This window comes from Vibrio sp. OPT20, from assembly GCF_963889365.1.
GTDB classification, from domain to species: Bacteria; Pseudomonadota; Gammaproteobacteria; order Enterobacterales; family Vibrionaceae; genus Vibrio; species Vibrio splendidus.
Map to the genome: position 1 here is coordinate 193599 of NZ_CAWPOA010000106.1, position 21443 is coordinate 215041.

Consider the following 21443-nt stretch of genomic DNA (forward strand, 5'->3'; position numbering starts at 1 on the left):
ACCACGAAGTCCGTTAACGCATCTCGTTGGTTAAGTATTTACAGCTAACTATTGGAATTGCTTCCTCAGCTATCTTTCAGCAGTATCGTAACTCGTAGCTTCCCCATACGTGATACAAAAAACCTCCAACTAAGTAAGTTGGAGGTTAACGATTAATTTATAGTTCAAACTTTCTTGTCTACCGACAACCCGATTAAAGCCGATCTTTTGCTTTATTCAACCGTTACCGCTTTCGCTAGGTTACGAGGTTGGTCAACATCGGTACCTTTGATTAGCGCTACGTGGTAAGACAGCAGCTGCATTGGTACTGTGTAGTAGATAGGTGCTGTTACTTCACTTACATGAGGCATCTTGATGATCTTCATGTTCTCATCGCTTTCAAAGCCTGCATCTTCATCTGCGAATACGTAAAGTAGACCGCCACGAGCACGTACTTCTTCAACGTTTGATTTCAGCTTCTCTAGCAAGTCGTTGCTTGGTGCAATAACGACGACTGGCATATCTGCATCGATAAGAGCCAAAGGACCGTGCTTAAGCTCACCAGCCGCGTATGCTTCTGCGTGGATGTAAGAGATCTCTTTCAGTTTAAGAGACGCTTCCATCGCGATTGGGTAGAACTCACCACGACCCAAGAACAGTGTGTGGTGCTTATCTGCAAAATCAGGTGCTAGCGCTTCAATCTCTTTATCAAACGCTAATGCTTTCTCGATATCAGCAGGCAGTTGATGCAGTGCTTGAACGATCTCTGCTTCTTTCTCTTCATTGATGCGACCTTGTAGACGACCAATTGACGTTACCATCATCAGCATAGCCGCTAGCTGTGTTGTGAAGGCTTTAGTTGAAGCAACACCGATTTCAGTTCCTGCACGAGTCATGAAGGCAAAATCAGATTCACGAACCAGCGAAGAACCTGCAACGTTACAGATAGTCATTGCTGACATGTAACCTTTTTCTTTTGCAAGACGAAGTGCAGCAAGCGTATCCGCCGTTTCACCAGACTGAGACAAAGTCACCAATAGGCTATTCGGACGAACAACGAAATCACGGTAACGGAATTCAGAAGCAATCTCTACGTCACAGCTTACGCCTGCTAGAGATTCAAACCAGTAACGCGCAGCCATACCTGAATTGTAAGACGTACCACATGCGATGATCTGCACGTGTTCAACCTTGCTTAGGATCTCTTCCGCTTTAACACCAATCGCGTTAGTGATAACCGAAGTGTCAGAGATACGGCCTTCCATTGTGTTGATCAGCGCTGTTGGCTGCTCAAAGATCTCTTTCTGCATGAAGTGACGGTATTGACCTTTGTCACCTGCATCGTGTTCTGCGTTTGATTCAACGATTTCACGCTCTACACGCTCGCCCGCTACATCAAATACCGTAACATCACGACGAGTCACCTCAGCAACATCACCTTCTTCTAAGTACATGAAGCGACGAGTTACGCTTAATAGCGCTAGTTGGTCAGAAGCAAGGAAGTTCTCGCCCACACCAAAACCGATAACGATTGGGCTACCAGAACGAGCAACAACGATACGACTAGGATCTTTACGATCAACCGCCACAGTGCCGTATGCACCGTCTAATTGTTTCGCTGTCTTTTGCAGAGCTTCAACCAAAGAAGCTGACGTGCGAAGTTCCCACTCAACAAGATGAGCGATAACTTCTGTATCTGTTTGTGAAGTAAACACGTAGCCACGCTCTTGCAGCAGAGCGCGCAGTGTTTCGTGGTTTTCGATAATGCCATTGTGTACAACAGCAATATCGCCAGACATGTGTGGATGTGCGTTTGCTTCTGAAGGCTCACCGTGTGTTGCCCAACGTGTATGAGCAATACCAGTACCGCCAATGACATGTTGTTGATCGACTGCGTCTGCTAGCTCTTGTACTTTACCAAGGCGGCGTACACGAGTTAGGTTAGATTCGCTATCAACTACAGCGACACCCGCTGAATCGTAGCCTCGGTATTCTAGGCGGCGAAGGCCTTCTACTAAAATTTCAGCTACATCACGCTGTGCTACTGCACCAACAATTCCACACATAGTTTCACTCCATCAATTTCGTTTTATTCCTATTGGCAGCAAGCAAAGGCCAGATCTTTATTAAGATCAATTATAGGAATGTAAATGCATAATACTTAAATTTGTTTTTACGCTGGATCGGTCAGGATCACTCGAACATCATGTGATTCGATACTTGCTTTGGATTCTTCGCCTAAGTCTGTATCGGTAATTAAGATGTCAATGTGCTCCCATGCCAGCTCTAAGTTCGGGATCTTTCGTCCCACCTTTTCCGACTCAACCATCACGATCACTTCTCGTGACACTTCAGCCATTACTTTACTTAGGCCAACCAATTCATTGAACGTGGTTGTGCCTCTATCAAGGTCGATACCATCAGCCCCGATAAATAGTTGATCAAAATCGTAAGCTCGAAGTACTGATTCTGCGACTTTGCCTTGAAAAGAATCCGAATGGGTATCCCAAGTGCCGCCGGTCATTAGCAGTGTTGGTTCGCTTTCCAACTCATTAAGTGCATTAGCGACATGCAACGAGTTGGTCATCACAACCAAACCACGCTTGCTATTGAGCTGCTGAATTAGCGCCCCTGTCGTGCTACCGCTATCGATCACAATGCGATTATGGTCGCGAATTAAATCTGCAGCGGCTTTCGCTAATGAAATCTTTCGAGTCGAAACTTGTGGACCCAGTTCTTCGTTCACAACCTCTTTCGGTAATGAAATCGCACCACCATAACGGCGCAAAAGCTGACCGTTTTTCTCTAAAGACGCTAAGTCCTTTCTAATCGTGACCTCTGAGGTTTCGAATTTAGCGGATAGTTCATCAACACTAACCTCCCCCTTTTCATTAACGAGGTTAGAAATAGCATGTCTTCTGAGCTGGGTGTTTCGTTTCGACATTTAAAAAAGGCCAGTAAGTTTCGATTTGAAACATATTATAGTTACAACGAAACTATTTAGTCCATTTATTTTGATCCAAAAAATTAATAAATAGCGATAAAACCTTGTCCTAAGACAATTGTTAAGCAGTGATATTGAACTGATTAGGTGGTAGAATCCGCACCCGAAAAGAAAAAAAATTACAAAACTGACTGTTATTTTTTTGCAACTTACCTCTTATATAGTGGGGTAAGTCACATAAAACCGATATTGAATCAAAATCTTTTGGTCATAAAATGACTAAAATTGATGAAAGACTTACAACTCTGAAGGACATATTGGAAGTCCCGCGCTTTTACACAACAGGCACAAAATGTTGATGTAGCGGACCAATCTTCAGACCTTAAATAAATTTCAAATTGTAACAATACTTACCGGAGAGTACCTTCCATGAAAAAGACCAAAATCGTATGTACGATTGGCCCTAAAACTGAATCTGTAGAGAAGCTAACTGAACTAGTAGATGCTGGCATGAACGTTATGCGTCTTAACTTCTCTCACGGTGACTTCGCAGAACACGGCACTCGTATCGCGAACTTCCGTACAGTAATGGAAAACAAAGGTGAGCAACTTGCTATCCTTCTAGATACTAAAGGTCCAGAAATCCGTACTATCAAACTTGAAGATGGTAACGACGTAGATCTAGTAGCTGGTCAAGAGTTCACTTTCACAACTGACGCAACAGTTGTTGGTAACAAAGACGTAGTAGCAGTAACTTACCTAGGTTTCGCTAAAGACCTAACAGCTGGTAACACTATCCTTGTTGATGACGGCCTAATCGAAATGGAAGTTATCGCAACAACAGAAACTGAAGTTAAGTGTAAAGTTCTTAACAACGGTGCTCTAGGCGAAAACAAAGGTGTTAACCTTCCTGGCGTTTCTGTTCAACTTCCAGCTCTTTCTGAGAAAGACAAAGCTGACCTTAAGTTTGGTTGTGAGCAAGGCGTTGATTTCGTAGCTGCTTCTTTCATCCGTAAAGAAGACGACGTTAAAGAAATCCGTGAGCTTCTAAACGCTAACGGCGGCGAGAACATCCACATCATTTCTAAGATTGAAAACCAAGAAGGTGTAGATAACTTCGATTCAATCCTTGAAGCTTCTGACGGCATCATGGTTGCTCGTGGTGACCTAGGTGTTGAAATCCCAGCTGAAGAAGTAATCTTCGCTCAGAAGATGATGATCGAGAAGTGTAACCGCGCACGTAAGATGGTTATCACTGCAACTCAAATGCTTGACTCTATGATCAGCAACCCACGTCCAACTCGTGCTGAAGCGGGTGACGTTGCGAACGCAATCATGGATGGTACTGATGCAGTAATGCTTTCTGGTGAAACTGCTAAAGGTAAGTACCCAGTTGAAGCTGTAACTATCATGGCTCAAATCGCGAACCGTACTGATTCAGCTCTTAAAGCTGAGCTAGGTTCTCGTCTAGACAGCCCACGTCTACGCATCACTGAAGCAGTATGTAAAGGCGCTGTAGACACAGCAGAGAAGCTAGCTGCTCCTCTAATCGTTGTTGCAACTGAAGGCGGTAAGTCTGCACGTTCAGTACGTAAGTACTTCCCAACTGCAAACATCCTTGCTCTAACAACTAACGAAAAGACAGCTGCACAGCTAGTTCTAACTAAAGGTGTTAAGCCAGTTCTTGTTGACTCTATCGAGAACACAGACGCGTTTTACATCAACGGTAAAGAAATCGCTCTACAATCTGGCCTAGGTAACAAAGGCGACATCGTAGTTATGGTTTCTGGTGCTCTAGTAGCTTCTGGTACTACAAACACGGCATCTGTTCACGTTCTATAAGAATGAACCGATACGCATAAAATATAAAAGAGGGCTTCGGCCCTCTTTTTTTATGAAACAAATCTTGCCTAACTTTTCAGTACGCTGTATTATCAATCACAGTAGAATCACGTACTGTTAACTTCCATGGGCTCTTTCTAAGAGACGGATTAGCAGACTAGAATCAAATATGCATGAGGTTTGTAATGTCTAGTCCTACGCTCACAGACAAAGTATCAAAGATGATTCGCCAAGATATTCTTAATGGTGAGTTAACCCCTGGCCAAAAACTCGTTGTTGCTGATCTAAAAGCACGATACAACGTAGGCGCATCTCCAATTCGTGAAGCCTTAGTGCAGTTATCTTGGAGTAAATACGTAAAGCTAGAGCCACAGAAAGGCTGCTGGGTATCTCCGGTATCAAAGAAAGAACTCAATGACCTATACGAAAGTCTTCGACTGGTCTCTTCCGTTCTGCTTAAAAAAGCGATCTCAGCTGGCGATGAAAGCTGGGAATTAGAAGTGTTGACCTCTTACCACAAGCTATCACGCCTTCAGAACGTAGAAGAAGAATTTGATTCTGTTGAATGGGAAGAACGCCACCAACAGTTCCATGTCGCGTTGCTTGAAGGTGCTGATTCAGAGAACATGTTTAAGTTCTTTGATGAACTTATTAACCAAGTTAAACGTTACCGCTTCTTAGCAATGTCAGCTGAAACAGCATCTGATGATCTGTTCAATATTGATGAGCACGAAATGATCATGAAGCTAGTACTCTCTAAAAATGCAGAACAAGCAACAGAGTTACTTGATCAACATTTACTAGGTTCAATGAAACGAATTGAAGAAGTTATCGAAGCGGCATAACGCCAAGATAGATTCTAACCAAATAAAAACGGAGCCCAACGGCTCCGTTTTTTGTTTCCAGTATCACGACTGAACTACCACCCAAAAAACTCTTTGTGATGAGTATTGAGCAGTACAACCATAGGTAAAAAATACAGTGCACTCAGTTGAAAGCCAAGAATGACTAATGTGCCTATGGTTAACCTCACTAAAAAATCGACAAACATACCAGGCCTCTTTTAACCAGACAGTATGATCCCCAAACTCTTGCTACAGCTAACCTAATTCTACTGTTATCTCTCAAGCCATTGATAATGGCGAGCTAACCAGCTGAATTAAGTTAACGGTGTCATCCATTTTATATCGGGTAAACACTCTGTTTATTGGTTCGCTTAACACGACGCAACCTGAAGCAAGATAGTTTACTTATTGTTTATTCTAGCTCAAATTTTCATCAGCATTAGACTTTAGTCTAACTACATAAGACTTGTGACATAGGTCGCCTCAAAAGTGAGATTCCTAGTATAGATGTTGAAAGGCACTGCTGAAGGCTAGCTTTAAAAGATACGAAGCGAGAAAGATGGCTTGATAGGAAAATGGTTAGTCACTTAAAACGTAAATCTTTTTAAGGGCTAAGTCTATTGAAAGCCAAGTGAAGCAGTGAAACAGTGAAACAGTGAAACAGTGAAAGCTAAGTAAACCGTGAAAGCCAGTGAAATATTAAAGACGAATCGAGTATAAAAGATTAAGCGACATCAGCATGACTAGGGCACATAGAGACGGTATTGCGCCCAGACGATTTAGATTCGTAGAGCCCAACATCGGCACATTTGTATGAGCGAGTGCTGTTGCTTGTCAAATCAGTGAAACCGACACTCACCGTCACTTTAGTCCCTGAGGATAGCTCTATTTCTATTCGTAATCGATCCAACACACGTTTCGCTTCCGGCAGTGAGGTGTGTGGCATCAGTAATGCAAACTCCTCCCCCCCAACGCGAGCAACAAAATCAGTATTGCGTAGGCTGTCTTGTAGAAGCCTTGCAACGCTTGCAATCACTCGGTCGCCTTCATCGTGGCCAAGTTCGTCATTGATTCGTTTGAAGTTATCAATATCGACTAAAGCTAAGCAAGTGGTCGCTTCATTAGGGTAACGCTCGACCAAGCGAGAATAATACGCGAGCTGCTCTTCGAACTTTCGGCGGTTCCAAAGGTTACTCAAAGAATCTCGTTCACTTAAGATCCTCAAACGCACCTCAAGCTCCTTCCTTACAGAAATATCAACCAAAGACGTAATATAGTAACTGATCTTTCCAGAGCGATTCTTAACAGCTTGTACTCGCATGATGACGGTGAAAGGGATACGTAACTTGTTCTTACACAGAACTTCCCCCTCCCATACTTCTTCTTGCTCTAAGTGTTGCCAGATTGAATCACTCGAGAGTGCCTGCTCGGTATTTTCAAGCAACAGCTGTAATGCATTTTGACCGATAACTTGAGTTTTGCAGTACCCCGTCATGTTCTCAAACTCGTTGTTGATCATCATAGTACGATGCTGCTTATCAGAGATCATGACGGCCGACATGCCGCTCAATGCGGCGCGTGCCAACTTACTTTCTAGACTTCGACGTCGGTAATGAGTCACTAAATAAGCAAACGGAAACGCAAAAACTAGTACCGTTAGCAACACAAACACTTCTTCTTGAGAGAGGTCACTTAAGCTCGGTTCAGCTCGATCCATCAGTTGTTTCTGATTAAGTTGAATCAGCAAATGGACCTTTTGATTATTCGCGAGCATCACCGTGTTAAACGCAAACAAATTGCCATCTTCAAAAACGTGCCCCACCTGATCATTAGAGATCGCTTCCCATGCCTTTGGTGCGATGTTTTTCAGGTTGTAGCCTTTTCTTTCTGGAATAGAATCGCCAAACAGCTTACCGCTATGGTTACTCGCTATGTAATAACCCGCTTCATTAAGAACTTCTGCTCTAAGATCATTATCAGGTGAAAAACTAAGACGCGACGATAAACCCCATACGTCGAGATTAATAACAAGGTAGCCCACTCTTTTCTCAGGTGTTTCTACGGGGGTAAAGACACGAATAACCGGCATATAAGGGAAGGTGATCTCACCATGTTCCATTTCAAGCTCAATGCCCCAACCGCCAATTTGTTCAGCTTCTAGTTTTTGAGCGTATTGAAAGTAGCTCGAGTCAGATTTATCTTGAAGTTGTTGCGGTACCGTTATGTGGCCTGAATCAGCGGAGTAGTTGACACGAACCAGCTCTTTACCCGAGATATCTAGCAGGTGGATCTGTGTATACCATTTTTGGTTCACGAGGACAGACTGCCAAACCTCTTCAAGTAGATCTTTGGTTTGGTCAGAGGGAGAAGAGGCAAAGTTAACCAAGCTTTGGCTGTGGCTTAACAGGCCCATTACGGAAACTAATTGAGTATTAAGAAGATCGTAGTCTCGCTTAGCGTACACCAATTGATGGACAGCTTGCTTAGCCGAGTAGTCAAAACTCTGCTGCTTCACTTCTTTATATCGCTGCAAGTAATATAGAGCGACAGCTGAACAGAGTGTGATTGAGATGATTAGTAATGTAATTATTGATTTTTTATTTCGCATTACTAGCTCAGGAAGAAAAAGAGAGCGCAAGATTATAGCACTCTAGGAAATTAACAAAATAAAAGCCGCTTAAAAAAGCGGCTTTAAAACTATTTTTTAAATACTTCTTGTTTAGGCTTTCAACGCTCGTTCACCACGTGCGATGCCAACAACCCCACTTCGAGCCACTTCAAGTACTTCCGTTACTTCAGACAATGCCTGAATGAAAGCATCCAGCTTCTCGCTAGTGCCGGCCATTTGAACCGTATATTGCGAAGCCGTTACATCAACGATTTGGCCACGGAAGATATCCGCGGTGCGCTTCACTTCGGCGCGAGCAAAGCCGCTAGCGCGTACTTTTACCATCAATAGTTCACGCTCGATATGCTCAAGCTCAGACACTTCTTGTACCTTAAGTACGTCGATTAACTTGTGTAACTGTTTTTGGATCTGCTCAAGCTGCATTTCGCTCGAGTTAGTGGTGACGTTCAGACGAGAAAGCGTTGGATCATCCGTAGGAGATACATTCAAAGACTCGATGTTGTAGCCACGCTGAGAAAACAAGCCAACCACTCGAGAAAGTGCACCTGGTTGGTTTTCCATTAATAGTGAAAGGATGTGTCTCATATTATGTTCTCTCCGTTTTGCTTAGCCACATGTTATCCATACCCTCGCCTTTGATCTGCATTGGGTATACGTGCTCGGTGTCATCCACACTGATATCGACAAATACCAAACGGTCTTTCATCGCGAGTGCTTTTTCCAAACCTGATTCCAGTTCATCCGGAGATGAAATACGCATGCCAACGTGGCCATAAGCCTCAGCAATCGCAGCAAAATCAGGAACAGAGTCCATATATGAATTAGAGTAACGACCTTGATAAACAATGTCTTGCCACTGTTTTACCATGCCTAAGAAACGGTTGTTAAGGTTAATAATCTTAACGGGAATATTGTATTGCAGCGCAGTCGACAGCTCTTGGATATTCATTTGAATACTGCCGTCACCAGTAACAATCACAACTTCTTCATCAGGTTTCGCAAACTTAACGCCCATACCAGCAGGTAGGCCAAAGCCCATCGTGCCTAGACCACCAGAGTTAATCCAACGGCGTGGCTTGTCAAACGGGTAGTACAAAGCAGCAAACATTTGGTGTTGACCTACATCAGAAGCAACATAGGCATCGCCATTGGTTACTTTATGAAGTGTTTCAATAACTTGTTGTGGCTTAATACGACCAGACGTTTTGTCATATGCCAAGCAGTCACGCTCTTGCCACTGTTTAATTTCACTCCACCAGCTTTCCATCGCGTCTGCATCGTTAGTTCCACCTTGCTCAATAAGCAGGTTAACCATGCTCTCTAGTACTTTTTCCGCTGAACCTACAATCGGTAGATCCACTTTAACGTTCTTAGAGATAGAAGATGGGTCGATATCAATGTGCATGATCTTCGCATCAGGGCAGTACTTATCTAGGTTATTGGTGGTTCGATCATCGAAACGTACGCCAATACCAAAGATCAAGTCCGCATTGTGCATCGCCATATTGGCTTCATACAAACCATGCATGCCCAACATACCCAAAGAGTTCTTATGGGTACCAGGGAAAGCGCCAAGCCCCATTAGGGTGCTTACCACGGGTAAATTCAGTGCCTCTGCTAATTTTAACAGCGGCTTATCTGCCTCAGAAATAACTGCACCACCACCGACATAAAGTACCGGCTTCTTCGCTTCAAGAAGGGCTTTTAGCGCCTTTTTGATCTGACCTTTATGACCCGTAACCGTTGGGTTATACGAACGCATTTTGATCGTTTCTGGGTATTCATAAGGAAGCTTGATTTGTGGGTTTAAGATGTCTTTTGGCAGATCAATAACCACAGGACCAGGACGTCCTGTCGTTGAAATATAGAATGCTTTTTTAACGACTTCAGGGATATCTTCCGCTTTCTTAACGAGGAAGCTGTGTTTAACGATCGGACGGGATACACCCACGATGTCACACTCTTGGAAGGCGTCATTACCAATTAAGCTATTTGGTACGTTACCAGAAATAACTATCATTGGGATTGAGTCCATGTAGGCGGTGGCAATACCAGTAACGGTATTGGTCGCACCCGGACCAGAACACACAAGTACTACGCCCGGCTTACCGGTAGAACGAGTATAGCCATCTGCCATGTGGGTAGCGGCTTGTTCGTGTCGTACTAATACGTGTTTAATTTCAGCAGTTTTAGCATGCAGCGCATCATAGATATCAAGTACAGAACCACCTGGGTAACCAAAGATTTGTTCTACACCCTCTTCAATTAGAGACTGCACCACCATCTCAGCGCCGGATAACATTTCAGCGCCGGATGACATGGCTGTTTCAGGTTTTGTTGTCATATTGCTCTCCTCACCAGTTTCCAACCATATTTGGTGAACATGTTGGGCTGGTTTTTCATAGTCTAGGGCTTATTCGTAGCCTAATTCGAAATACTTCCACTTTTTCGGCTATGGCTGTCTGTCGTGATAACAACAAACAGTAATACGAAACAACTTTAACGCTTTATTATCATCTGGTCTAACACCTGTTATCCGATAATTACGTCAAAAAACCAACTATTAGCTGAAAGCATCAAATAAAACCCAATCCAAACCCAATAGTTAGGTTTAAAAACTAATTAACACCTAAAAAAAAGAGCTTAATATTCAAATGAATCACGGTTTATCGATTAATTACACCCTTATTGGTGTGCGCTTTCGCACATTGTGCTGTGTCGGCAGGCATAAAAAATCCCCCTAAAAATGCAATCACATTCGTAGGGGGATTTTTAAACAACTGAAAATTTATCTAAGCAGAAAACTACTTATCTTTAGGCTTTTCATTGTACATTTCTTCGATTTCGTCTTGATACTTATCGTTGATAACTTTACGACGCAATTTTTGAGTCGGTGTCAGTTCGCCATCATCCATAGAAAATGCTTTTGGCAGCAACTTGAATTTCTTCACTTGCTCAAACTTAGCCAACTCTTGCTGTAAGTCATTCACGCGCTTCTCTAGCATCTCGACAATCTGGTGATGTTTAACAAGCTCAACACGGTCGTGATACTTGATATTCAGCTCTTTGGCATACTCTTCTAGCGAGTCATAACAAGGAACGATCAGCGCAGAAACGAATTTGCGCGTATCAGCGATAACGGCAATCTGTTCGATAAAGTGATCTTTACCAATCGCGCCTTCAACCACTTGCGGTGCAATATACTTACCGCCAGAGGTCTTCATCAATTCTTTAATACGATCAGTAATGAACAGGTTACCATTTTCATCAAAATGTCCCGCATCACCAGTCTTTAGGAAACCGTGCTCGTCAAACGTCTTAGCGGTCTCTTCTGGCATCTTGTAGTAGCCACGCATCACCATTGGACCACGAACAAGAATCTCGTCCTTAGCACCAATTTTCACTTCAGCGCCCGGCATCGACATACCAATCGAATCAGGGTTAAAACAGCGGTCATCCCAGCACGATACTGTTGCCGTGGTTTCTGTCATGCCGTAGCCAAGTTTAACGTTGATACCAATCGCGTGGAAGAAGCGACCAATGGTTTCATCAAGCTTCGCGCCACCACATGGCATGAAGTTGATGTTACCGCCTAACAGAGCTCGCAGTTTAGATAACACAAGCTTATCGGCAAGCGCATGGCTCTTCTTCAGCATGAATGATGGTGTGCGACCTTCTTGGTGACAAACAGAAAGCTTCGCTCCCATGTTCACGGCCCAAGTAAAGAGGACTTTACGGATAAACGGTGCTTTAGATACTTTCTCGTGAATCGCTGAGAATATCTTCTCGTAGAAACGAGGAACTGCAGACATAACCGTTGGCTTAACATCACTCAGCGCATCACGCACTTGCATTGTGTCTTGCAGGTAACAGTTGGTTGCGCCTTTATAAAGCACATAGAAAGTCCAAGCACGCTCAAATACATGTGATAAAGGTAAGAAACACAATGAGACGTCGTCTTTGCTTAAGCTAAGGCGCTCATCATGGCCTTTTAGTTGATAGCCAACGTTCGTGTAATCAAGCATTACGCCTTTTGGCTGGCCTGTTGTACCAGAGGTATAGATAAGCGTCAGTAAGTCATCCATACAGGCATCCGCAAGACGAACATCAAGTTCAGCTTGCTGATCTTCAACACCACGAGCCATAAATTCTTTCCAAGAGACGGCAAAGCGATGTCCTTGCAGATCGATATCATCAGACATCGCCACAACAACTTCTAGCTGTTCACACTCTTCAAAAAGGCTAACCGCCGCATCAAATTGAGCTTGCTCGCCAACGAATAAGATCTTCACATCTGCATTTTGGATAATGTAAGAAGACTGCGCCGCTGTGTTGGTTGGGTAGATTGGTACCGTTACAAGACGCGCTTGTAAAGATGCAAAATCTGCCACAGTCCACTGAGGCATATTGTTCGAAAAGATACCGATCTTATCCTGAACTCTCAGTCCGTGAGCCAACAGTGCTAATGAAAGCGTATCGATTTGTTGTCCAAACTGTTCCCAGCTAATACCTTGCCATACATTGTCGACTTTATGCTTCAAAGCTGTACGGTTGCCGCCTTGGGCAATTTGGTCACGAAGTCTTTTTACGATATGAAAATCTAAATTGGCCATCTCTTTACCTTTGGCTTACACCTGTAAGCTTTTTTGAGCGCACAAGTGTACCTCTGATCATGGAAAAGGCAACTGATGAAGCTCAAAGTTATAAGTAATAGTACGTCTCACGCTAAGTTTTCTATCAACAAAAATAGCAGGTACAAAAAAGCCCCAAGCCAGACTCCCAGCTTAGGGCTTACAAATCATAGGGATTAGTGCTTAGTTAAGCGCCACGACTTCGCCACAGATCATCATTAACTGATCTCGTAACCAAATGTGTCCTTTATCCTTTTCACTTGATTCGTGCCAGCTTAGGAAGCCAGAAATTGCCGCATTATCGAATGGGAAATCTAGAATCTGAAGCTGATCTTTGTTCGCTGCATGCTCAACCATCCAACGAGGTGCAATCGTCACAAGCTCAGATTGACCAACAACGTAAAGTACGTTGCTTAAGCTCGTACCTTCGTAGAAAGGCGTGCAATCTAGGTCACGGTAAGCTTGCTCTGAGAAGCTGCGTTGACCATGGATGCGAGACAGTTTTGCGTGCTTTTCGTTAAGCAGTTCTGCCGCTGAAACTTCACCGTTGATACGTGGGTGAGAAGCAGAAGCAACAACAACTAATTCGTCTTGGAAGATCTCCGTGCTTGAAAAGCCCTGCTCATCAAAACGAGCGTAATCAATAACGAAGTCGATTTCTTGGTAGCGCATACGCTCAGAAAGTTGACGATCGAATTCTGCATCCATGTGCAGTTTAACGCTAGGTGCTTGGTCGTTGATTGTCGACATGATCTTAGGTGCAAAACGCATGTCACAAGGGCTACAAATCGCAAGTTTGAACAGACGAGAAGACGACTCTGGAGAGAACACAGAACTTGGCAGTTCATTGCGAACTAACTGCAGTGCTTGGCGGATTGGACCAAACAACTGACGAGCACGTTGAGTCGGCTGAATACCACGACCTTGACGCATGAATAGTTCGTCGTTAAACATTACTTTTAGACGAGCAACAGCGTTACTTACAGCAGGCTGAGACATACCCAGATTATGAGCTGCACGTGTAATGTTTTGCTCTTGCATAACTGCATCAAATACAGTCAAAAGATTTAAGTCGACTCCACGAAGTGTGCTTTCCATTCTGTAGCTTGCAATAGCACTCATTGCGTCTTTTTTCTCTAACATTCAAGTTGCCTCTTGTCGGTTCGACAGCGTTAAATTGGTAATGGTATAGGAATAGATAACCACTAATTCTTATATTTATCAGACCGATGTTTTTCGGATTACCATTACTATTAACCAATAAATCTCGAGCTACCAACAAGATTGATAAAGAATAATTTTATTTTACCTTAATGATTAAATAACGTCTAAAAATCAATTATTTATAGAGTTATAAAAAAACATAAAATGCATCACTTATGAGTTTCATTTCGACTTATTTAGCTGTTCTATCGTTTGGTTACATTTGTTACAATTTATTGAACCCATGAATTGTTTGACTGGTTGATTCAGAAATAACACTTATGAGTTAAGTGAGCGATGCATAACTAGGAAAATCTACCTTGTCCCAAAGTTGCTTTCTTAAGTCATCTTGGTTGGACCAATTGCCCGCTAACACCCACTCAACAAGTGCACTTGCCACGTCGGGATAAGTGACCACTTCTGCCTGCTTTTCACCGAGCCAACTGCGCATGATAGCCGCATCTAAAAAGGTCATAGTTTGAGCTAATCCAAGAGCCTCTAGCGTCGCCACATTGCTCTGTTGTTCGAACTGCCCTTCGAGTGGTTTAAGAAGCAATTTCTTCCCCAAAGTTAAGGCTTCCGATGGCAATTCAAAGCCGCCATTGGCCACTACACCAGAGCATTGATTGAGGTCGAATTGGAAGCCAGCATGACTCAGTGGTTTGAACTCAATATTTTCGACTCGGCTATGCTCAATAACATCTGGGTGGTAACAGACAAAGTTGTGCGAAATGAACTTCATCAGCAGCTCTGAGATCGACTCAAGATCCTCAAACGGCAAATAGACCAACGTAAAGTTTTGTGCTGCTTTTGTTTGTTGATCACCAGCCAGCGTGTGAACGATAGGCGGCAGTATCGGTTGTTCAAAGTGATACCAATGCAAACCAATCGAGTGCTCAGTTGGGGCGAAATGTTGAATCACCGAATGTTCAATCCAGTTGCCCCCTTCTTTAGGTACATCGTAGCGGAACGCATTCTGGTGGCTTATGCCAATGCATGGCACACCTTGCCTCTTAGCTGCCCATGCAGTCACAGGCTCAAAGTCATTCAACACTAAGTCATAAGGCGTCAAATCGATCTGATTAATCTCACTGAGAAATCGCCAGATGTTGTTCTTGATGAATGTCTTGCCGTATTTAACCTGCCCCTGCTCGCTGTAAAAAGTTAAGCCGCTGCGGGTCTGATAATTACCAAACGCTTCCATCGAGAAGTACTTGCTCTCGTCTCGCCCAGAGAACAGAAAGTCGACATCGATATTTTGCTGACGAAAAGCCACAGCCATTGCCCTCGCTCGAGCGATGTGCCCATTCCCTGTGCCTTGTACGCCATATAAAATTTTCATGCATGTTCCTTTATGTTTGCCACTTAAGCTCGGCTGTGGTTGTTGCCAACAAAATGATTACAGGATGAAGCTGATAGCAAGGCTAGTACAAGCGATGCCCAAGGCTGCGCCAATCAGTACGTCCGTTAAAAAGTGCACACCAAGTAGGATTCGAGAGCCAGCAATCGCTGCCGCCCAAATCAGGCTAAAGAGATATAAGCTCGGATAGAAATGTCCGATTAGAGTCGCCATAACAAAAGCCGCAGCGGAATGCCCAGAAGGCAGGCTGTATTTATCAGATGGCACAATATGGGAGTAAAGCAATGAAGAGAATTCAGCGGGTCTGCGACGCTTGAGGGTATTTTTGGCAAACCAGTAAATAGGTAACTCGATTGCAAAGGCAGTTAAGCCCACCAATAGAAAATCTCGACCAGTGTAACTGTCAGCCAGTAGTGCAACCAAAGCAATCAAAACGTAAAGGTGTCCATCTCCAGTATGAGACACCGCCTTACTGAGTGTCGCCTGTTGTCCGCTATAACGGCTCTTTAAACAGAAAACAGAAAATGCCACATCCCAGCGGACAATAGGTTCGATAGTACGCATACAATCTCCTTAACAATCCTTATTCAGTTAAGGCTCAAGTTATGCTCCTGAAATGACAGTTAAGTGACGTTTTGAATGAACTAAAATGAATTTTGAGGCGAATTGACCGCTTTCGCTAAGCAAGCTGATGGGGCCTAGAAACTGCCGATAAAAATAAAGCGACCTAAAGCCGCTTTATTCTTCTACGTTGTTACTTCTTTATATAAGCAAGAAACGCTACTTCTATCGTGTTAATGGTTATAGCGTTCGACAATGATAATAGTGCTCACTAATGATAATAGCGCTAAAGGTTATAGCACTAAAAGTTATAGCGCTAATGGCTCATGCTTTTTCACTAAACCAAAGTCCGCTAATATTGCGTAAGCCGCTGGGATCATAAACAGCACCAATAAGGTTGAAGCAAATATGCCAAACACAATCGAAATAACCAATGGCTGGATAACCTGAGCCTGCAAGCTGGTTTCCGTCAACAGCGGGAGCAAGCCAGCTGCGGTCGTCATTGAGGTCAAGAATACCGCACGGAAACGCTCGCGACTGGCTTTCACTACCGAGTCGTGCACGCTATCTCCCTCATCGACATGGTGACGAATGTACTGCACCAACAAGATGGAATCATTTACCACAATACCGGCAAGCGACACAAAGCCCATCATGCTTGGCATACTCAAAGAGTGGCCAAGTATCCAGTGACCAACCACCACCCCAATAAAGGCGAGTGGAATTGCTAGCATCACGACCACAGGCTCTAAGTAGCTTCGGAATTGATAGCTAAGAATCGCAAACACGCCGAATAAACCAAGCAAGAATCCTTTGCCCATCGAGGCTCCTGTCTTCGCGGCATCTTTGGCTTCCCCTTCGAAATCAAAGCGTAATCCTGGGTATTTTTGAATAAGCTTAGCTGCTTCATCTTTTTGGAACTGAGCCAAAATTGCTGAAGAGCTCGCCTTCTTATTATCAATATCACCAAAGATACTGATGGTTCTTAAGCCATCGATGCGCTGGATTCGTACGTAGTTACGTTGAAAATCTAACGTTGCCAATGTTGCTAGCGGGATCTGGCTACCATCTGCGGTAATGATCGGGAAGTTAGCCAGCTGCTGTATGTCACCCGCTTGTTCTTTATCAAGACGCACTTCGATCGAGATGTTCTCAACACCGATCTGAATCTCATCCGCAGTCTGACCAAAAAAGGCCGCACGTAATTGGGACGCAATCATCTGCCCATTCACATTGTAGGTTTCGGCTCCAGGGCGCAGCTTGACTAAGATCTCTTCTTTACCCATGCGCATGTCATCAAGCACACCATGCACCCCGTCAAACTGATTGAGGTATTCCTGAATCTCCAGAGAAGCAGACTTCAATTCAGCCAGATCATCATGCTTGGCACGGATCTCGATAGCACGGCCACCCGGCCCCATCGTCGGTTGTTTAAAAACCAGCGAGATAGGATCAGCCAAATCGCCGATATCTTCACGCCATGCATTGATGAAATCATCGATAACGGTGTTGCGGCTCTCTGCACCGCGTAAGTCTAGGCGCACAGTGGCTAAGTGTGGGCCTGATTCATTGGCGTCTGCGTTAGCATTGAATTGGCTGGTGATATGCTCAACCAATTTATTACCGTCCTCAACCTCATCGCTCCATTGCTCATTCAAACGCTCAGCAGAAGCGACAATTTTGTCTACAACTCTCTCGGTTTGAGACAATGATGCGCCCGGCGGAAGAATGATACGCGCCTCGGCAATATCACCATCAAGCTCAGGGAAAGGTTGGAACTTAACAACGCCACCAGCAATCAAGGCTACCGAAAGCAACAGCAGGGTCAGCACTCCGCCCATAAAGGCGTAGCGGAATGTCACCACTTTCTCAACCATGTTCATCAAAGTGGTATTACGAAAGTTCTCAAACTTCTCTAACAACACAACTTTGAAGCGCAGCGCTGGCTTGTCATTCTTTTCTTTGTGTAATGAATGAGACAAGTGATTAGGCAAAATCAGGAAGGCTTCAATCAAGCTCAACGACAGCACTAATATCAATACTTGAGGAACAGCCTTAAGCACCGCGCCCATTTCCCCATCGAGAAACAGCAAGCTACCGAAAATACACACCGTAGTTAAGAAAGAAGATAAAACTCCGGGAAGCACTTTCTTAACGCCATTGTACACCGCATCATCAACGTTTTGCCCCCGATCTAAATGGGACGCTATCGATTCGGCTATCACGATGGCGTCATCCATCATGATACCAATCGCCATTAGCAAGCCGACCAATGACATGATGTTAATCGATAAACCAAGGTTAGCCATTAAGAATAAGCCACCAAGGAAGGCAACCGGTAAGCCAGCTGCAACCCAGAATGAATAACGTAAGCTGAAGAACAGCCACATGGTGGCAAATACCAACACAATACCTTGCCAGCCATTGCGAACCATCATGGTAAGGCGATCCCACAGCACAGAGGAGAGATCGTTGGTCATTTGTAGCGTCACGCCATCAGGGGCAATCGCGCTCTGATCTTCAACGAAACGCGTCACGTTCTCTTTGATTCGTAGCGCATCATCTTCTTTGTTTTTACTGATTTTCAACAGAGCCGATGGCTTGCCATCAAACAACACCTTCTGTTCATCAAGCTCAAAGCGGTCGGTTATTTTTGCAATGTCCCTGAGACGGATCACAGAGCCATTGGGCGCAGATCCAACCACGATACTTTCAAGCTCAACAGGTGTAATTCGTCTTTCATCAAAACGAATCAGAAAATTCTTGTCTGGTGTTTCAACGTTACCGCTTGGCAGTTTTACATTCTGACGGCCAATCTGGTCTGCGATATCACCGACACTCAAACCCAGCTGGCGAATCGCTTGAGTATCCAGTTCAACGCGGTATTGATGATCAGAGAAGCCGCTAACATCGACCAGTGAAACATCATAATCAAGCTTCATGATACGTTTGAGGTCTTCAGCGTAGGCCTTAAGCTCCGGCCACGATGTTTCTGCTGTGATGGCGATATCAACAACCGGTTCATTCCAATCCAGCTCTTGAACAACAGGTGATTCAATCTCAGTCGGGAAGTCATTGATAGAGTTGATTTGAGTTTGTACATCCACCAGCATTCGGCCGATATCCGCTTTCTCATTCAACTTCAGGATTAGACGTGCGCTACCTTCGATGGCTTCACACTGAGTCTCTTCAATGTTAGCTAGGCCATCGACGGCATCTTCCATTCGTACACACAAGCTTTCTTCCACTTCTTGTGGTGATGCACCGGGATACACGATCGCAGCCATAATGTAAGGCGGATCATAAGCGGGGAAGGTTTCACGCTTGATGGTTGATAATGAGCTGATACCCATGATCAATAACCCAAGCATCAACAAGTTTGCAGCTGTTGGGTGCCTAGAAAAGAACTTGATCATGACGCACTCTCCTGAGTATCCGATTCAAGCTTAACCTCTGTAGAGTTCGACTCTTTCAGTAACATGCCTTCGATAGCTGGCAGGACGTCATTAAGAACCAATTTATCTCCCGTTTGTAGATCGCCACTCACAACCACTTGGTTATCTCTGCGATAAAGCACTTCAACACTCACTACTTGCAAGCGCTGATTGTCATCCATCAGGTAAACCTTATCACCGTGCAGTGCTCGCTCAGGAACCACCCAACTGAGATTCGCGACACCTTCAATCTCAGCTTTTACAAACATGCCGTTGACCAAAGGAGTCGCATTGCTTGGCTGCAGTTGTGAATAGTCTTGAGCGATCTCGAGAATAATTCCTGCTGTCGCTTGGTTTTCATCAACCGTCTCACTGATTCTTGCCACCTTCGCAGGCCAACTCAGTTTCAAGTTGCCGCTGTTAAGTTGAATCGTCGCTTTGATTGGCGCTTCATAAGGATTAGGGATCCCTGCTGCATCGCGAGGGAATTGATTAAAGCTCGAGGCTAAAGTTTGCATATCGTGAATAGAAAGTTGCGCCTCCACTTCCATGACATTAATTCCGTGAGCAACAAACATCTCTTGCTGAAGGTTAACCACTTGGTTTTGTTCGATATCAACTTGAGCAATTCTCATCGCTCTTGGCAAAATGATGGTGGTCTTATCGAGAGAGCGCTGCGCCTCTTTTACTTTAGACACATTGACCTTAATCACCGCTTCCGCAACACGTTTTTCATCTGGCATTAAAGCGATTTGGTTCGCGATATCTAGCACTAGCTTCTGTTGAGATAAAGCACTTTGTTGTTGCAGGTCGACATCCGATTGAGAAGTCAGCCCTTTCTTACGTAGATCTTGTTTACGTTGTAGCTCTTTGTTGCTGATCACTAAGCGATTCTTTTCGATCTTAAGAGTCTGATTCAGGTTGTCTTCTTCTTGATTCAATTTTGCTAATGAGGTTTGGCTTGATTTTAGATCGGCCTCTGCTTGTATCAGTTTCAATTCGTAATCCAATGGATCAACCTTGAGCACGACCGTTCCCGCAGGGATCACCTGACCTTTCTCAAGATCCGGATGGCGATAAACGATCTGTCCAGTCACCTCGGCAATCGCTTTCCATTCGACTTTCGGCACCACTTTGCCAAAACCAACCGCTAACGGTGCTATCAGTTGTTGCTCTAGGCTTACTGTGTCAACTAAGCGAGCTCTATCACCCGCAGGCTTGGTTGGAAGATCCGGCTTCAAGTTAATCGCAACCACAAGGCCAATGACACCAACCGCAAGTGCCGGAAAGAAGAGTAGTTTTTTATTTATTTTCATTATCTTTGGTCCTGCACGGAAGAAGGGCTAGGCGTGTTTATAAAGCCTTCTGTCATCAATTGAATGTTGTGTTCGATTAAACGGTTAAGAAATTCTTCATTAATCTCAATACCATGGATTGCTAATAGAGGGGGCGGCGCAATGAATGGAAATACCATCAAACTTATATACGACACGCGACAGAGCTTGGGATCCATCTCTTTTCTTAAGACACCTTGTGCCACCAACTTTTCAAAAATGACATCTTGGGCTGGCTTGGCCACATCGAGGAAAACCTTTTCGAGCAACTCTCTTTGCACTTCAGAGGGAGGCATATTCATCACTTGGGCAATCAAGCGAGGAAACTTGGGCACCTTGACCATCTCTTTGTAGTAAGTCCGCATTAAATCAAGAAAGTTCTCATGACTGCTTTCTTCAACCAACCTTTGCATCTGCAATTGCATCGGTCGTAGGGTTTCACGTAGCATCGCCTCAAATAACCCAGCCTTACTGCCAAAGTAATAACGGATCATCGCAATGTTCACACCCGCACGATCAGCAATCAGGCGTGTCGAGACCTTGTCGTATGGCTGAACAACAAACAGATCGCGAGCATGCTCAATCAATAACTGTCGAACATCTAAGTTCTGTTGAGGTCGCCCCGCTTTTCGTGCCGTCATGGCAAAAATCCATCTCTATAATTAATCATCCGATTAATTA

The 21443-nt window shown here is 44.2% G+C and carries 14 protein-coding genes; 2 read left to right on the top strand and 12 right to left on the bottom strand.

Going from position 1 to position 21443, the window contains the following annotated elements:
• Positions 1–212: 212 nt before the first annotated feature.
• Positions 213–2045 carry a glutamine--fructose-6-phosphate transaminase (isomerizing) gene (glmS, locus tag AACR09_RS22685; RefSeq protein ID WP_004736010.1) on the bottom strand — a complete coding sequence of 611 codons (1833 nt, stop codon included), beginning with the start codon at positions 2043–2045 and terminating at the stop codon, positions 213–215.
• A gap of 107 nt (positions 2046–2152) precedes the next feature.
• A complete protein-coding gene (locus tag AACR09_RS22690) occupies positions 2153–2923 on the bottom strand; it encodes a DeoR/GlpR family DNA-binding transcription regulator (protein ID WP_004736011.1) in 771 nt (256 codons plus the stop codon).
• A 429-nt stretch (positions 2924–3352) separates the two neighbouring features.
• Here AACR09_RS22690 and pykF point away from each other — a divergent pair, with 429 nt between their 5' ends.
• Both pykF and AACR09_RS22700 read left to right on the top strand, forming a co-directional pair.
• Positions 3353–4765 carry a pyruvate kinase PykF gene (gene pykF / locus AACR09_RS22695; RefSeq protein ID WP_017077653.1) on the top strand — a complete coding sequence of 471 codons (1413 nt, stop codon included), beginning with the start codon at positions 3353–3355 and terminating at the stop codon, positions 4763–4765.
• 173 nt (positions 4766–4938) lie between these two features.
• The gene (locus AACR09_RS22700; protein WP_017080206.1) at positions 4939–5610 is read left to right on the top strand and encodes a GntR family transcriptional regulator; all 672 of its coding nucleotides are present in this window, start codon (positions 4939–4941) and stop codon (positions 5608–5610) included.
• A 724-nt stretch (positions 5611–6334) separates the two neighbouring features.
• On the opposite strand, the gene AACR09_RS22705 is transcribed toward AACR09_RS22700, so the two are convergent.
• The 10 genes from AACR09_RS22705 to AACR09_RS22750 all read right to left on the bottom strand — a co-directional run bounded on the left by AACR09_RS22705 (position 6335) and on the right by AACR09_RS22750 (position 21403).
• Entirely contained in the window at positions 6335–8218 is a 1884-nt protein-coding gene (locus tag AACR09_RS22705) for a sensor domain-containing diguanylate cyclase (protein WP_193835740.1), read from the bottom strand.
• A gap of 111 nt (positions 8219–8329) precedes the next feature.
• On the bottom strand, positions 8330–8824 hold the full coding sequence (ilvN, locus tag AACR09_RS22710; RefSeq protein ID WP_004735875.1) for an acetolactate synthase small subunit: 495 nt from the start codon (positions 8822–8824) through the stop codon (positions 8330–8332).
• 1 nt (position 8825) lies between these two features.
• A complete protein-coding gene (locus AACR09_RS22715) occupies positions 8826–10583 on the bottom strand; it encodes an acetolactate synthase 3 large subunit (RefSeq protein WP_004735876.1) in 1758 nt (585 codons plus the stop codon).
• 460 nt (positions 10584–11043) lie between these two features.
• Positions 11044–12852 carry an AMP-dependent synthetase/ligase gene (locus AACR09_RS22720; RefSeq protein WP_004735877.1) on the bottom strand — a complete coding sequence of 603 codons (1809 nt, stop codon included), beginning with the start codon at positions 12850–12852 and terminating at the stop codon, positions 11044–11046.
• A gap of 201 nt (positions 12853–13053) precedes the next feature.
• Complete coding sequence (gene leuO, locus AACR09_RS22725; RefSeq protein WP_004735878.1) at positions 13054–14013, bottom strand: transcriptional regulator LeuO; 960 nt, start codon at positions 14011–14013, stop codon at positions 13054–13056.
• 346 nt (positions 14014–14359) lie between these two features.
• Positions 14360–15415, bottom strand: coding sequence for an MJ1255/VC2487 family glycosyltransferase (locus tag AACR09_RS22730; RefSeq protein ID WP_102458446.1), 1056 nt, complete (start codon positions 15413–15415; stop codon positions 14360–14362).
• 57 nt (positions 15416–15472) lie between these two features.
• A complete protein-coding gene (locus AACR09_RS22735) occupies positions 15473–15997 on the bottom strand; it encodes a phosphatase PAP2 family protein (RefSeq protein WP_004735880.1) in 525 nt (174 codons plus the stop codon).
• Between the two features lie 305 nt (positions 15998–16302).
• On the bottom strand, positions 16303–19410 hold the full coding sequence (locus AACR09_RS22740; protein ID WP_193835741.1) for an efflux RND transporter permease subunit: 3108 nt from the start codon (positions 19408–19410) through the stop codon (positions 16303–16305).
• On the bottom strand, positions 19407–20744 hold the full coding sequence (locus AACR09_RS22745; RefSeq protein ID WP_108093260.1) for an efflux RND transporter periplasmic adaptor subunit: 1338 nt from the start codon (positions 20742–20744) through the stop codon (positions 19407–19409). The genes AACR09_RS22740 and AACR09_RS22745 overlap by 4 nt, the downstream gene beginning before the upstream one ends.
• Positions 20744–21403 carry a TetR/AcrR family transcriptional regulator gene (locus tag AACR09_RS22750; RefSeq protein WP_017077646.1) on the bottom strand — a complete coding sequence of 220 codons (660 nt, stop codon included), beginning with the start codon at positions 21401–21403 and terminating at the stop codon, positions 20744–20746. Before AACR09_RS22750 ends, AACR09_RS22745 begins: the two co-directional genes overlap by 1 nt.
• Positions 21404–21443 lie beyond the last annotated feature (40 nt).